The 14,300-nt window shown below is 39.7% G+C and carries 11 protein-coding genes; 6 read left to right on the top strand and 5 right to left on the bottom strand.

From position 1 onward, the window contains the following. The first annotated feature begins 186 nt into the window (after positions 1 to 186). Positions 187 to 1,287, top strand: a complete 1,101-nt coding sequence (locus B7E04_RS00265; RefSeq protein WP_080776623.1) for a DUF3667 domain-containing protein — start codon at positions 187 to 189, stop codon at positions 1,285 to 1,287. A gap of 38 nt (positions 1,288 to 1,325) precedes the next feature. On the opposite strand, the gene B7E04_RS00260 is transcribed toward B7E04_RS00265, so the two are convergent. Next, entirely contained in the window at positions 1,326 to 1,658 is a 333-nt protein-coding gene (locus tag B7E04_RS00260) for a hypothetical protein (RefSeq protein WP_080776622.1), read from the bottom strand. Between the two features lie 242 nt (positions 1,659 to 1,900). Between B7E04_RS00260 and B7E04_RS00255 the strand changes: the two genes are divergently transcribed. After that, the gene (locus tag B7E04_RS00255) at positions 1,901 to 5,248 is read left to right on the top strand and encodes a methylmalonyl-CoA mutase family protein (protein WP_080776621.1); all 3,348 of its coding nucleotides are present in this window, start codon (positions 1,901 to 1,903) and stop codon (positions 5,246 to 5,248) included. A gap of 92 nt (positions 5,249 to 5,340) precedes the next feature. Then, entirely contained in the window at positions 5,341 to 6,117 is a 777-nt protein-coding gene (locus B7E04_RS00250; protein WP_165439385.1) for a hypothetical protein, read from the top strand. 54 nt (positions 6,118 to 6,171) lie between these two features. Here the strand turns inward: B7E04_RS00250 and B7E04_RS00245 are convergent, their stop codons facing one another. Then, complete coding sequence (locus B7E04_RS00245) at positions 6,172 to 8,904, bottom strand: M16 family metallopeptidase (RefSeq protein WP_080776619.1); 2,733 nt, start codon at positions 8,902 to 8,904, stop codon at positions 6,172 to 6,174. A 128-nt stretch (positions 8,905 to 9,032) separates the two neighbouring features. Between B7E04_RS00245 and B7E04_RS00240 the strand changes: the two genes are divergently transcribed. Then, positions 9,033 to 9,743: a Dph6-related ATP pyrophosphatase gene (locus B7E04_RS00240; protein ID WP_080776618.1), complete on the top strand. Its 711-nt coding sequence runs from the start codon at positions 9,033 to 9,035 to the stop codon at positions 9,741 to 9,743. Between the two features lie 96 nt (positions 9,744 to 9,839). Here B7E04_RS00240 and B7E04_RS00235 read toward each other — a convergent pair whose 3' ends face one another. After that, positions 9,840 to 11,249, bottom strand: a complete 1,410-nt coding sequence (locus B7E04_RS00235) for a pyridoxal phosphate-dependent decarboxylase family protein (RefSeq protein WP_080776617.1) — start codon at positions 11,247 to 11,249, stop codon at positions 9,840 to 9,842. Between the two features lie 155 nt (positions 11,250 to 11,404). Between B7E04_RS00235 and B7E04_RS00230 the strand changes: the two genes are divergently transcribed. Further along, positions 11,405 to 12,511, top strand: a complete 1,107-nt coding sequence (locus tag B7E04_RS00230) for a serine hydrolase domain-containing protein (protein ID WP_080776616.1) — start codon at positions 11,405 to 11,407, stop codon at positions 12,509 to 12,511. Positions 12,512 to 12,643: 132 nt separating this feature from the next. On the opposite strand, the gene B7E04_RS00225 is transcribed toward B7E04_RS00230, so the two are convergent. Continuing rightward, a complete protein-coding gene (locus tag B7E04_RS00225; protein WP_080776615.1) occupies positions 12,644 to 13,369 on the bottom strand; it encodes a hypothetical protein in 726 nt (241 codons plus the stop codon). Beyond that, positions 13,366 to 13,689 carry a PadR family transcriptional regulator gene (locus B7E04_RS00220; RefSeq protein WP_080776614.1) on the bottom strand — a complete coding sequence of 108 codons (324 nt, stop codon included), beginning with the start codon at positions 13,687 to 13,689 and terminating at the stop codon, positions 13,366 to 13,368. Before B7E04_RS00220 ends, B7E04_RS00225 begins: the two co-directional genes overlap by 4 nt. An 83-nt stretch (positions 13,690 to 13,772) precedes the next feature. On the opposite strand from B7E04_RS00220, the gene B7E04_RS00215 reads away from it, so the two are divergent. Beyond that, positions 13,773 to 14,294 carry a 2'-5' RNA ligase family protein gene (locus B7E04_RS00215; RefSeq protein ID WP_080776613.1) on the top strand — a complete coding sequence of 174 codons (522 nt, stop codon included), beginning with the start codon at positions 13,773 to 13,775 and terminating at the stop codon, positions 14,292 to 14,294. Positions 14,295 to 14,300: the final 6 nt, after the last annotated feature.

Raw genomic sequence — 14,300 nt, 5'->3', positions numbered from 1 at the left:
GTAAAATGAATGACCGATGAAAAAAACGTTTCGAAGATTCTAAAAACACGGGTGATAAAGAAAAGAGTTTGATTCTAAACTCTTTCTTTATTAACTTTACTTTAAAGGTTTCGCCAAAAGCTTGCTGATATGATTATCGTATTAGGCTAAATTTTTATATTTGCGCCAAACATATTCCATACATCCATGAGCCACGGAAAACTAAGAGAAGATAAAACCTGTCTGAACTGCGGACATCAGGTTGAAGAGAGATACTGCCCGCACTGCGGCCAGGAGAATGTTGAAAGCCGCCATCCTTTCTACTTTCTTTTCACCCACTTCGTTGAAGACTTCACCCATTACGACGGCCAGTTCTGGGGTACTTTAAAAAATCTGCTGCTGAGCCCGGGAAAACTTACCAATGTTTATCTGGAAGGCAAAAGACAGAAATTCGTACCTCCTGTCAAGCTGTATATTTTTGTGAGTTTCATTACTTTTTTCACGTTCGCTCTTTTTCCTATGGTGAATATCGGCTCGGATAAACCAGATAATAAGAATTCGAAAATAAGCTTTCTGGATAAAATGAAGTCGCCTGAAACACAGAAAATATTTGACAGTATCAAGGCCCAGAAAAATCTGACCAGAGAAGATTCTATTGCTATGAAAAATCTCAGTCTCCTGCCTGATACTGCAACTGTGGAAAATATACAGGAAACCCTTGATATGAATAAGGCGATAGACAACGACTTCAGCTTTGCAGGATATAAAACAAGAAAATCTTATGATTCTGCAATGGCTAAAAACCCTTCTTCCTGGGATTTTATGTTAAACCCAATAGCTCACAAATTTTACGAGCTTAAAGAAAAAGGCGTCACCAAAAAAGAACTCATGAAAAATATGGTTGAAAAATCTTACCATAATTTACCCAAAGCTCTTTTCTTATACCTACCCCTGTTTGCCTTCTTCTTATGGATTTTCCACAGTAAGAAAAAATGGTGGTATTTTGATCACGGGATTTTCACGCTGCATTATTTCTCCTTCCTTCTGCTGATTATCCTGTTCATATTTTTATTGTCCAAATTAACCGGCCTCATTAGTTTTAGTGTCCTTAATTCACTTTTGTATTTTATCATCTGCATTCTCACCATTTACAGTATAGCGTATTTCTATATTGCCCATTACCGCGTGTATCACACGCATGGTATAGTGAGTTTAATTATTGGCGGCATATTATTTTTCATCAACTTTTTTGCATTCATGTTTTTACTTACAGGGCTGGCCATCGTAAGTTTCCTGATGCTCCACTAATATAATATAAGGCTCTTGTATGAAAAGAGCCTTTGTTTTTATTTTCTTAATGATTTACTGCCTCTGAAACTCGCGATCAGGTAGTATGCTACAAAAACTGTAGAAAATTTCAATATTGATGGGATGGCAAGTTCCAGGTTGAAAATCAGAGTGCCGATCAGCACAAGAACACCCATAGCCACAAAAGACAAGCCCAGCTTTTTAGGCAGTGAAATATTTGGGGTATCCAGATAATAAGCCAATCCCCATGCAAATCCGAAAGCAATGGCGTAATAAAAATCCAGCCCCATATTCTGTGAACTTAAAAAGAAATAATTAATCAGGAAACTCACAACCGTCCCCAAAGCGAAATAAACCAAAGCTTTTTGCATGTCTGTAAAATATGACGCAAAAATAGAGAAATTAATTTGAGAATCCGGAAATGTACTCCATTTGAAAATTAATGCCAGCCTTGGCCGGGACTAACGAATTAAATGGTAAAGGAGCCTGCCAATCGGGAGAAAACTGATGTCAAAAACCAAAACAATCAACTCAAAACCAAACCATTAAACAAAATTAAACGGTTCTTATTTTATTATTATATTTGAGAATTCAGAAATTTTCTATTTTTTTTATGGAAACCCAAAAATATACTCCAACCAACAAAGTAAGAATCGTAACCGCGGCGTCATTATTTGACGGACATGATGCAGCGATCAATATCATGCGCCGCGTGATCCAGGGAACAGGATGTGAAGTGATCCACCTGGGACACGATAAGTCAGCAGAGGAAGTGGTGAATACCGCCATCCAAGAAGATGCCAATGCTATTGCCTTAACCTCTTATCAGGGTGGCCACAATGAATATTTCAAATATATCTACGATCTTTTAAGAGAAAAAAACTCCCCACAGATTAAAATTTTTGGCGGTGGCGGCGGTGTTATTCTGCCTGAAGAAATTGAAGATATCATGTCTTACGGAATCGACAGGATTTACTCTCCGGATGACGGCCGCGAGCTTGGATTACAGGGAATGATTGATGACCTGGTAAAAAGATCAGATTTCGCAACCGGAAAAGAGACCACAGCAGCTGATCTGGATTCAATAGATTTTGAAAACTCAACCAGCATTGCCAAAATTATTTCTGCTGTTGAAAACTTTTCAGAAGAAAAACCCGAGCTTGTAAAAGCTATTGACGAAAAATCAAAAGATTTAAATATCCCAATCATCGGGATCACCGGTACAGGTGGAGCAGGAAAGTCTTCCCTAACCGATGAGCTGGTAAGACGTTTCATCCGTTCCAATCCTGATAAAAAAATTGCCATTATCTCCATTGACCCTTCCAAAAAGAAAACGGGAGGAGCACTTCTGGGAGACAGAATCCGTATGAACGCGATCAATGATCCAAGGGTTTATATGCGTTCGATGGCGACGAGAGAGAACAACGTTTCTGTTTCACCATTCATTCATTCTGCGTTAAATGTATTGAAACTGGCTCATCCGGATGTCATCATCCTGGAAACTTCCGGTATCGGACAGTCAGGTTCAGAGGTATCTGATTTTGCAGATGTTTCCATGTATGTGATGACTCCTGAATATGGAGCTTCAACGCAGCTGGAAAAAATTGACATGTTAGATTATGCGGATCTTGTTGCATTAAATAAATCCGACAAGCGAGGGGCTCTTGATGCTTTACAGGCCGTAAGAAAACAGTTCCAGAGAAACCATTTGCTATGGGAGCAGCCATTGGATGAAATGCCGGTTTACGCAACAAAGGCATCCCAGTTCAATGACCACGGAACGACAGAACTATACAACCGATTGATTTCCAAAGTCAATGATAAATTTTCAGGTCTGGATCTGAAAACTTTCGCTGAACAGGAAATTACGGATGAAGTAACAATTATTCCTCCAAAAAGAGTTCGTTATCTCTCTGAAATTGTGGAAAACAATAGGATATATGACGAAAACATCGAAAAACAAGCTGAGCTTGCGAGAAAAATGTATCATATTGAAGGGGTAAAAAATTTCTTATCTAATGAAACTTTAGACGCTGAATATCAAAAGGCGGAAAAAGAGCTTCACCAGGAAAACATCGACTTCCTGAAAACCTGGGATGATACAAAAAAGGCTTTCCATGAAGAGTTCTACTCCTACTTTGTAAGAGGAAAGGAAATCAAAGTGGAAACCTCAACGGAATCCCTGTCTCACTTAAGAATTCCAAAAATTGCTTTACCTAAATACAACGACTGGGGTGATCTGATCAGATGGAAAGGCCAGGAAAATCTTCCCGGAGGATTCCCTTATACGGCTGGAATTTATCCGTTTAAAAGAACAGGTGAAGACCCTACAAGGATGTTTGCCGGAGAAGGAGGCCCGGAAAGAACCAACAGAAGATTCCATTACGTATCTGCAGAAATGCCTGCAAAACGTTTATCTACAGCATTTGACTCTGTAACGCTTTATGGCCAGGATCCTGCTCTTCCACCGGATATTTACGGTAAAATCGGAAATGCGGGCGTTTCTATTGCCACGCTGGATGATGCCAAAAAGCTGTATTCAGGATTTGATCTGATCAATGCACTGACTTCCGTTTCCATGACGATCAACGGACCGGCGCCAATGCTGCTTGCTTTCTTTATGAATGCAGCCATTGACCAGAACGTCGAGAAATACATTGCTGAAAATGGTCTTGAGGCGAAAGTTGAAGCTGTTTTAAAAGCAAAATTTGATGATAAAGGTCTGGAAAGACCAAAATATAATGGTGAACTTCCCCCTTCCAATAACGGTTTAGGACTGAAATTACTGGGAATTACAGGAGATGAAGTTATTCCGGCCGATGTGTACGCTGAAATTAAAGCCAAAACCATTGCAACCGTTCGTGGAACGGTTCAGGCTGACATCTTAAAAGAAGACCAGGCACAGAACACATGCATTTTCTCTACTGAATTTGCCCTGAGACTGATGGGTGACGTTCAGGAATATTTCATCAAGGAGAAAGTAAGAAACTTCTATTCTGTTTCCATTTCAGGATATCACATTGCGGAAGCGGGCGCCAATCCGGTTTCCCAGCTTGCATTTACACTGGCGAATGGTTTCACGTATGTGGAATATTATTTATCCAGAGGAATGGACATCAATGATTTTGCCCCTAACTTATCTTTCTTCTTCTCGAATGGTATCGACCCTGAATATTCGGTCATCGGGCGTGTAGCAAGAAGAATCTGGGCGAAAGCCATGAAACTGAAATATGGCGCGGACGAAAGAAGCCAGATGCTGAAATACCACATCCAGACTTCAGGACGTTCTCTTCACGCGCAGGAAATTGATTTCAATGATATCAGAACGACGCTTCAGGCATTATATGCCATCTATGATAACTGTAATTCCCTTCACACGAATGCGTATGATGAGGCCATTACCACGCCTACGGAACAGTCTGTAAGAAGAGCTATGGCGATTCAGCTGATTATTAATAAGGAATTAGGTCTGGCTAAAAATGAAAACCCGCTTCAGGGATCATTTATTATTGAAGAGCTTACGGATCTTGTGGAAGAAGCAGTGTATGCAGAATTCGACAGGATTACGGAAAGAGGCGGAGTTCTTGGTGCTATGGAAACCATGTACCAGCGCTCTAAAATTCAGGAAGAATCCATGCATTACGAATGGCTGAAACATACCGGAGAATATCCGATTATCGGGGTGAATACATTCCTTGGAAAAGACGGTTCACCAACGGTTCGTCCGGGAGAGGTTATCCGGTCTACAGAGGAAGAGAAGCAGGTTCAGATTGAAAACCTTCACAATTTCCAGAAATCCAATGAAGCAAAGTCTGAGGAAGCTTTAAAGCAGCTTCAGTATGCGGCGATTAACCAGCAGAACTTATTCGGAGTGATGATGGATGCTGTGAAATACTGTTCTCTTGGACAGATTACCAACGCTTTGTTTGAAGTGGGCGGTAAGTACAGACGAAATATGTAGTCCGTAACCGGATTGTCATTTGATAAATTAAAACCTCAAGGAAGTTTCTTTGAGGTTTTTTTGTTATTTTAGATTGATAAAATACGTATATGATGAAAAAGTTTCGAATTAAAGAACCCTGTGGACAGCTTTGGGACCAGATGCAGGATTTTGGGGACGGTAAATTCTGTGATTCCTGCAGGAAAAAAGTTTGGGATTTTGATCAGCTCCCTGCAACGGACATTGATGAAATTTTAAAAACTAACGATTCTGTCTGCATCAAAAAATCATTTTTAAAGCCGGCACTGTCGGGTGTATTTCTGGCCTTCACCTTAACATCGTCAATATATGCGCCGGCACAGACGGATACAAAGTCCCTGGCAGAAAATGTATACCAGAAGAATATTACAATAAGCGGCAAACTGGTTTCTCAATACAAAATGAAGCTGGTTTCCGGGGAAATTTCGTTAGTAACATTAGAGAAATTATACCACGCAAAAGCAGATGAAGACGGGAATTTCACTTTAACTTTTCCGGAAAAAGCTTTAAGTGAATATAATATCGTCAGGATAGACTACACGGTGGAAGGTTCCAATAATGAAGAGTTTACAGATTACGCATCCTCTATTCTTAAAACCAATGAACTGTTGGGAAAACAGAATTTTGAGATTGAGGAAAGATATGTAACGATGGGAGCTATCGTGATTTCAGACCCACAGCCTCCCGATTTTTACTTCCTTGACGGCAAAAAAATAGGCAAAAGAAAATTCGAAAAAATAAAGAAAGAGCATCCGGAATATAAATATCGGGCATTTTACGACGAGGCAACGGTTCAAAAACTTTCCAAAAGAAGTTATATAGACAATCTGTATTTATTATATTCCCAATAAAAAGAAAACCCGCGGATGAGCTCTGCGGGTTTCTTTATTTTGAATGGTGGAAATCTACTTCTTATTAAAATCTCCTGCAAAAACAGACGTTAATTTTTCTTCGCTGATGTATTTTCTAAGCACATCATTCACCTGGTTTACTTTCAGGCCGGAAACTTTAGCTTCTAACGCATCATAATCTTCCAAAGGAATTCCATACTGCAGCTGGCTGTTCACAAGACCTACCAAAGTAGTATCATTTCCTAAGTCCGTCTTTCTTGAATTTAGCCATGAATTAAGGTTGGATTTCAGTTCTTCTTCTGTGAATCCTTCTTTCACCGCCTTGTTCACTTCTTCTTTCAATGCCTTGTTCACAGCATCTTTTTTAGTCGGGTTAAAGAATGCATACCAACCCCATGATGCCACCGTATTATCTGTCGGAACACTGATATATGATCCTGCACCATAGCTGATCCCTTCTTTTTCTCTAAGCCTGATCGGAATTCTTGAAGTCAGGAATCCTCCGCTTCCCAGCATTTCGTTCGCAATCACAAACGCAGGGTAATCCGGACTGTTTCTGTCCATAGAGAAACTGATTTTACCCACTGCTGCCCCGTTTTCCTTATCCGGAGTCAGGTATTCTTTATCCTGTTTTTTCGTGGCAAAAAGCTCAGGCTTGATTTTCTCATAAGATGATTTTGAATTCCATTTTGCAAATGTATTTTCCATCAGGGCGGACGCTGTTTTGGCATCCAGATCACCGATCATGGTTCCTATTCCGTTGTTACTTCCCAGTATCTGGTTATAAAAATCTACCAGCTGCTGTCTCTTAATGGTTTTATTGGCTTCAATCTGTTCTTTAAAAGATGGCGTATAGAAAACACTTTCCTTAGGATAGCTTTCCGTGATTTTTTCAATTTCAGTGAATGCCAGTGCCTGCGGATCGTTTAAAGAGCTTTCCAGATAAGTATTGTATTCATTGATGGTTTTTGCCAACTCAGCTTCAGGGAAACTGGACTGGGTTAAAATTTCCTTCATCAGATCCATTACTTTCGGAAGGTGTTCTTTGTAGGTACTCACGTTGGCATACAAAGTCTGTCCGTTGAAAGAGAAATTGATGTTTGATTTCCACTGATCAAGCATATCCTGAATCTGTTCTTTGGTATGAGACTTCGTTCCCGTTTTCATGACCTGTGCCATCAAACCTCCGATCTGAGCTTTTCCACTCAAATCTTTAGCATTACTCACAGGAAAACGGAAACTTCCTATCACCTTTCCTCCTTTGATTTCTTTTTTAATAACGCCATACTTCATTCCGTTGCTCAGCTTCCCTTCAGAAAGATTAGCTTTCAGGTTTTTAATGCTGGCTTCGAAAGGCGCCACTTCTTTTTCCAGAGCCTTCCCTTTGTAGTCTTTTGTAAGACTGGCGATCTGCTCATCAGAAAACTCATTATTCTTAACTCTTACCTCATCTTTTGTAGGAATAAACACCCCTACTGTTCTGTTATTTGTTTTAAAATATTTATCCGAAACTCTCTGAATATCTGCCAGCGTTAATTTTTCGATACTGTCGCGGTAGAGCATACCCAGTTTATAACTTCCGGCACCTACAATTTCAGTTAAGTTAATGGCAAAACCAATGGTATTATTCTTTGTGTTTTCTATTTGCTTGAGAATTTTCGCCTTGGCTCTCTGAACATCCTGCTCCGTGTATTTTATAGTAGCCACTTTATCCAGCTCAGCTCTGAATTCACTCTCTACTGCTTTTACATCTTTATCTGCAGGCACTTCAAGTCCGAAATACATAAACGCCGCATCCCTTACCGTAGGTTGGTAAGAATAGACAGAAGCCGCTTTATGAGAATCAATCATCGCTTTGTATAAATATCCGGAAGGATCTGAAGTCAGAATTTCCGATAGTGCATCAAGTGCTGCGTAATCTTTATCTGCATAAGGAGCCGTGTGATACAATGCTCCTACAATTTTACTGTCTCCGGAGCGTTTCAGCTCAACAAAACGTTCCCCGTCCTGGGCCGGCTCCACAGTATACGTCTGATCCAAAACTCTTGACGGTCTCGGAATAACAGAAAAATACTGGGAAATATATTTTAAAGCCTGATTTTCATCAAACTTACCCGCTACCACCAACGTGGCATTATCCGGCTGGTAATGTTTTTCGTAAAATCTTCTGAGGGTTGGTGCTTTTACCCTTTCAATATCTTCCTTACTTCCGATGGTGCTGTTTCCGTAGTTGTGCCATAGGTAAGCCGTTGATACGATACGCTCCATCAAAACGTCACCAGGTCTGTTCTCCCCGATTTCAAATTCATTCCTCACTACAGAGAATTCTTTATCCAGATCCGACTGAAGAATGGTTGCATTAATCATCCTGTCCGCCTCCATTTCAAGAGACCATCTCAGGTTTTCATCACTGGAAGGAAATATTTCGTAATAATTTGTTCTGTCATACCAGGTGGTTCCGTTGGCATTTCCTCCTTTGTCAGAGAGTTGTTTTTTAATATCTCCTAATTTCTTGGTGCTTTTAAACAGCATATGCTCAAGTAAGTGCGCCATTCCTTTTTCTCCGTAGCCTTCATGCTTGGAACCTACGTTATAAATGATATTCACTACCATATTACTTTGGGAAGCATCGGGAATCAAAAGGACTTTCATCCCGTTGTTCAGGGTATATTCTTTTACGCCTTCAGTATTGCTCACGAATTTCGGAGCATCTGCTTTCTGAGAAAAAACCGGGTTTACAGCGCCGGTAAAAAACAGGACCGCAGTCCCGATAAAAAAGTTTTTCATGTAGTTGAATTAATTTTGCTAAATTTAATAAGTTTTCATCATTTTACACACCATTTGGCGAATTAAATACTGAAAAAAATATATAATTTTCATCGTACTGCTTTAATTTTAAATCACTTACTTATTCCATGAAGCCCAAAGCTATCTTCAACTGGAGCAGCGGAAAAGATTCTGCTCTGGCCTTATATAAAACTTTACAAGAGGAAAATTTTGAAATCGTTGCTTTACTGACGAGCATTAATGAAGAGTTTCAGCGAATTTCCATGCATGGTGTTCATGTTTCACTGCTGGAAAAACAGGCGGAAAGCTTGGGGTTTGATTTAATTAAAATGGAAATCCCGAAAGAACCATCAATGGAACAGTATCGGGAAATTATGACTGCGACACTGAGCCAAATTCAAGCCCGCGGAGTGACCCATTCTATTTTTGGTGATATTTTCCTGGAAGATTTAAGGAAATACCGTGAAGACCAGTTGAAAGAAATTGGAATGGAAGCCGTTTTTCCTTTGTGGAAACAGAATACTTCGGACCTGATCAGGGAATTCCTGCGACTTGGCTTTAAGACCATCGTGACCTGTGTTAATGAAACCTATCTGGACAAAAGTTTTGCCGGGAGAATTATTGATGAGAGTTTCATTAACGATCTTCCGGAAAATGTTGACCCCTGTGGGGAAAACGGGGAATTCCATACGTTTACTTTTGACGGGCCTTTATTTAAGGTACCTGTACAATTCGAAACCGGGGAAACGGTAAAGAAAACCTATCCGAAACCTAAGGCCTGTCCCGAAGATGAAGACGGAGCATATGTTTTCTGGTTCTGTGATCTGATCCTGATATAAACCGGAGTTTAGATTGTCGCTATCCTTGTCAAGGTTTTGAACCTTGACAAGGATAGCGAGGTAACTTTCATCCTCCTCCTTCCAGCTTCCAATTCATCATACTAATTCTGCGGCTACTCTTTTCATCACCTCAAAGATCAGTTCAATATCTTTTTCTGTGGTCTGCCAGTTAACGAAAGCAGCTCTTATACCTTTCTGCTGCTGATAAAAAGTAGGCGTCATAAAGACTTTTCCTGTGCCATTAAGGGCTTCCAGAAACCCCTGGGCCTTATCCTGCTGTGCTTCATCTTTTAAAGTAAAGCATACGGTATTGAGCCTTACAGGTGCCAGCAATTTGAAATCGTTAGTTTCTGCCAGCATTTGCCCGAACTGTTTCGCCAGTGAAATATTACGGTCTACAATTTCCTGATATCCTTTTCTGCCGTACGCCATCAGAGAAAACCAAGCAGGAAGCGCCTTCAGTCTTCTGGAATTCTCCGGAAGAAAATTTAAATACCCGAAATTCTCCAACGGATCTCCCAGATAAGGCGCGTTTGAGTTCTGAAAAGTTTCCACCTGCAGGATTTTATACTGTTCTTTGACCAAAAACACCGCGCTTTCATAAGGAACATTAAGCCATTTATGGCAATCAACAGTAATGCTGTCTGCATTTTCCCATCCTGAAACCAAATGTTTATACTGATCTGAACAGGCTGCAAAACCTCCGAATGCCGCATCTATATGCCACCAGAATTTATATTTTTCTTTTAGTCTGCTGATTTCTTTAAAATCATCAAAGTCAACGGTGTTTACTGTACCACCGCTTGAAATCAGGAGGAATGGTTCGCCGTTCAGCTTTGTAATCTGCTCCTCAAGGTCTTGTATGCTGATCGCTTCACGGTCTTCGCCGGCTGTTTTTACTTTAATAATATTACTGCTCCCGATTCCCAGAAGCGATAAGGATTTGATGGATGATGAGTGAGGGGTACCTGTCAGGACTTTGATGGATCCTGAAATTCCGTCTTTAGCAATGTCTCTCCCCTGCTCTTTCCCCAGCCACTGCCGGGCAACAGCCATACAGGTGAAATTGGACATGGTAGCTCCGGTTACAAAACCTCCCAGAAAACTTTCCGGAAGCCCGAGAAGATCCAGTAAAACACTAATGGTCTCTATTTCTATCTTGGCTGAAATATCACCTTGCCCTGTTGTAGACTGGGTATTCTGATCATATATTGTGGCGAGCCAGTCTCCTGCAATGGAAGCCGGCGTAGTGCCACCCGTAACAAATCCGAGGTATCGGGGACCGGACGAACCTACCATGATAGGTTCAAATCTTTGGTTAAATATTTTCAGTGTTTCTTCAGCTCCGAAGCCGGATTCCGGCAATTCTATTTTATCGGATACCGGGTTATTTTTGACCGACGTGGGTCTTTCCGAAAGGGTACTGAGATATTCAATGCCCTGTGTTTTTATAAGGTCTAAAATATGGTTTATATGTTCTGAATCGTTTTTCAAATAGTCTTTCATGATGGTAGTTTCCGGATAATCTATTCAAAAATATTAAATACTTGTTAACCCAGCACCCTGGCCTAGCATAAATTTTGCTACGCTTTGAAACTTCAAAGGAATTTCTTACATTTAAGTAGCCTCAATATACTATTCAATTTAAAATAAAAACACCTGTGATTAAAAAAATTACACTTCTCTTTCTTTTGTATTTTTTGTTTTCCTGCAAAACCGAAAACCCACCGATAACTGTTAACAGATATGCTATCATCGATTCCACCATTACTGCTTTCCAGAAAACGCTTTTGGAACAGCAGATTGATTCGGTCTTTAAAAAATATCACTTCAATGGAAGTATTGCTGTATTTAAAGATTCATTGCAGCTGTACAGGAAAGACAATGGTTTTTCTGATTTTAAGAATAAAGTGAACATTGACCACAATACAGTTTTTGCCATAGGTTCTGTGAGCAAGCAGTTTACCGCCACCCTTGTACTTCTTCAGATGGAGCAGGGAAAACTGAACGTGGCGGACAAAGCATCGAAATACCTGAAAATTTTTCAGAATAAAGATTACGAGAATATTACCATCCATCAACTTTTAAATCATACTTCAGGATTGAATACTTTTGGAGGAAAACTGATGTTTAAAAGCGGGTCGGATTTTTTCTATTCGAATGACGGGTTTAATGCCCTGGGACAAATTGTGGAAGCCGTTTCCGGAAAATCTTTTGATGAAAATGCATTGGAGCTGTTTAAAAAAGCAGGAATGAAACATTCTTCTACCGGAACTATTTTTGAGGGTCAAAATTTTGCCAGCGCGTATCTGGGGAATACTACAAAGCCTGCAGTTGTCCCGAATATGCCTGAAAGACTTGCCGGAAAAGACATCGGAACTCCGGCGGGTGGCATCCTTTCTACGATTGAGGATCTTCATATCTGGAACAATGCTTTGTATGGAGGAAAGATCCTGAAACCTGAAACTTTAAAGCAGTTCTCCGCCAAAAGTGCAGAAAGGCGCCATGCTATTTTTGGAAAAATGGGCTACGGATACGGAATTATGATGAATACAGGACAGCCCGAAAGCTATTTCCACAGCGGTTATATTAAAGGTTCTCCATCTCTGAATATTTACTATCCGCATACGAAAACCTCCGTCATTATCTTATCCAATATTGCTGATGAGGAAAAGGGGAAAAGTTCGACCTTCAGACCTCATGTGGAGGTTAAAAAGATGACGGACAATCTGGAAAATACTTTACTTCAGCTTAAGGCAAAACATTAACTTTCCTCGCCTTCCAGTATAAAAGCTGGACCTTAATGGCCGCAGAATACAGTTTCTTTGAAGCCAGATATTTTACAATTTCGCTCTCTTCTACAGTATTTTATCATTTTAAATAATGGATATTTGTTCTTACTATTGAGCTTGTGACTGTAAAAAATTTTGCATTCTCCCCAAAGCCTTTTTGTGCTCAAAGAAATTAAACAGGGTAAAAATGATGGCACTCTGCAAAAGAAAAGGAAAGATCAGTGTGATGAGTGTTCCTGCAATTTCAGACGTATTCTGCGTTCTGAAAAACTGAAAAGCATAATGTCCGTTTTTTCCGACAATCTGAAACATAGACATGGTACAAACCGCCATCAGTCCCATATTTTGCTGATATAAGGTATAAAAGCACTTCCCTTTGTATTTAAAGTCGGTTCTCAGGTATTTCCAGATTTTTATGTTTAAAAGCCATGTGGTTCCCAAAGCCAGCAGGAACATTCCGTTCATCAGTTTGAAAAATAAGCTGTACTCCTCCTGGTTTTTTGAAAGAAAGATCAGCAGCAGGTTAATTCCAAAGAAAAAAAGACCGATCAGCAGAGATTTTTTCATCATTGAATTGAATTTTTCCTTTATTATCTTTTTAACAATCAATGGAATCTTCACTGCGGAAAATAAAAAATAACTGACCATTTTAAATTCTCCGTCCCAGGATTTCTGTACTTTGAAAAAAGCCTCTTCAAAATTCAGCTGTTCACGCATCTGAAGATCTGTAATCTGGGAGATCATATGGTCTTTAACTTCCAGTAAAATATCCAGCGGGAGTTGTTGAAAAATAAGATAATCTGTAACCTGATTTTCCTGTGTGTCAATGATCATATGTTAAAAATGGTATTGAGGTTTAGTAAATAGCTTTTCATTTCGTTTTCCTGAACAGCCTGGTGTTTTTTCCCTTTTTCGGTCAGGAGATAGTATTTACGGTCCCTGCCGTTGATTTTTTGGATCTCTGAGGTGATCATTCCATCGTTCTCCAGTTTGTGCAGCAACGGATAGAGTGCCCCTTCAGTCATTTCAAGCTCGCCCTCCGTCAGTTCTTTTGCACGCTGGGTGATCTGATAGCCGTACATTTTCATTTCTTTCGAAAGCAATTTCAAAATAATGTTCTGGAGTGTTCCTTTGTAAAGACTGTTCTTTTTCACCTGATGTTATTTTATACCTTTCAAATCTATGCATAATTTTCTTATGTATTAAAATTTTTATTAAAATTTATTTATATTGCTGTATGAAAAAAATGTATTTCATTGCAATCTACCCTCCAAAGGACATCATTGAGGAAGTCAAGGTCTTTAAAAAAGATATGGTATTGAATTACAACAATTCAAAAGCATTGAATAATGATGCGCATATTACTTTACTTTCTCCTTTTGACCGACAATTGGAGCTTGAAAGCGATATCCACACCGCTTTTCATAAAATAGATACGGACATTCAGCCGTTTGAAATCATACTGAATGGTTTCGGAAGTTTTCCTAACCCGGAAAATCCTGTCCTCTTTGTTCATCCTGAAGCTAACGAACACTTGAATCTTCTTCATCAGAGGGTAAGAGACCAGTTCAGTTTTGGGAAGAAATCTTTTACTCCTCATATGACGGTAGGTTACAGAGACCTGAGTTATGATAATTTTCTGAAAGCATGGGAGGTTTACCAATCAAAAGAATACAAAACTAAATTCCTAGTTGACAAAATTCTTCTTCTCCGGTATGATGGAGGATGGGTTCCGATTGCTGAAAAAGCTCTGAAATAAAAAAAC

The organism is Chryseobacterium phocaeense (assembly GCF_900169075.1).
In the GTDB taxonomy this organism is placed as follows: Bacteria; Bacteroidota; Bacteroidia; order Flavobacteriales; family Weeksellaceae; genus Chryseobacterium; species Chryseobacterium phocaeense.
The sequence above is the reverse complement of the archived record's forward strand: the minus strand, read 5'-3'. Positions and strand labels throughout refer to the sequence as shown.

Coding starts and splice junctions, on each gene's coding strand:
- B7E04_RS00265 (WP_080776623.1), top strand. CDS start 187: ATGAGCCACGGAAAACTAAGAGAAGATAAAACCTGTCTGAACTGCGGA.
- B7E04_RS00260 (WP_080776622.1), bottom strand. CDS start 1,658: ATGCAAAAAGCTTTGGTTTATTTCGCTTTGGGGACGGTTGTGAGTTTC.
- B7E04_RS00255 (WP_080776621.1), top strand. CDS start 1,901: ATGGAAACCCAAAAATATACTCCAACCAACAAAGTAAGAATCGTAACC.
- B7E04_RS00250 (WP_165439385.1), top strand. CDS start 5,341: ATGAAAAAGTTTCGAATTAAAGAACCCTGTGGACAGCTTTGGGACCAG.
- B7E04_RS00245 (WP_080776619.1), bottom strand. CDS start 8,904: ATGAAAAACTTTTTTATCGGGACTGCGGTCCTGTTTTTTACCGGCGCT.
- B7E04_RS00240 (WP_080776618.1), top strand. CDS start 9,033: ATGAAGCCCAAAGCTATCTTCAACTGGAGCAGCGGAAAAGATTCTGCT.
- B7E04_RS00235 (WP_080776617.1), bottom strand. CDS start 11,249: ATGAAAGACTATTTGAAAAACGATTCAGAACATATAAACCATATTTTA.
- B7E04_RS00225 (WP_080776615.1), bottom strand. CDS start 13,369: ATGATCATTGACACACAGGAAAATCAGGTTACAGATTATCTTATTTTT.
- B7E04_RS00215 (WP_080776613.1), top strand. CDS start 13,773: ATGAAAAAAATGTATTTCATTGCAATCTACCCTCCAAAGGACATCATT.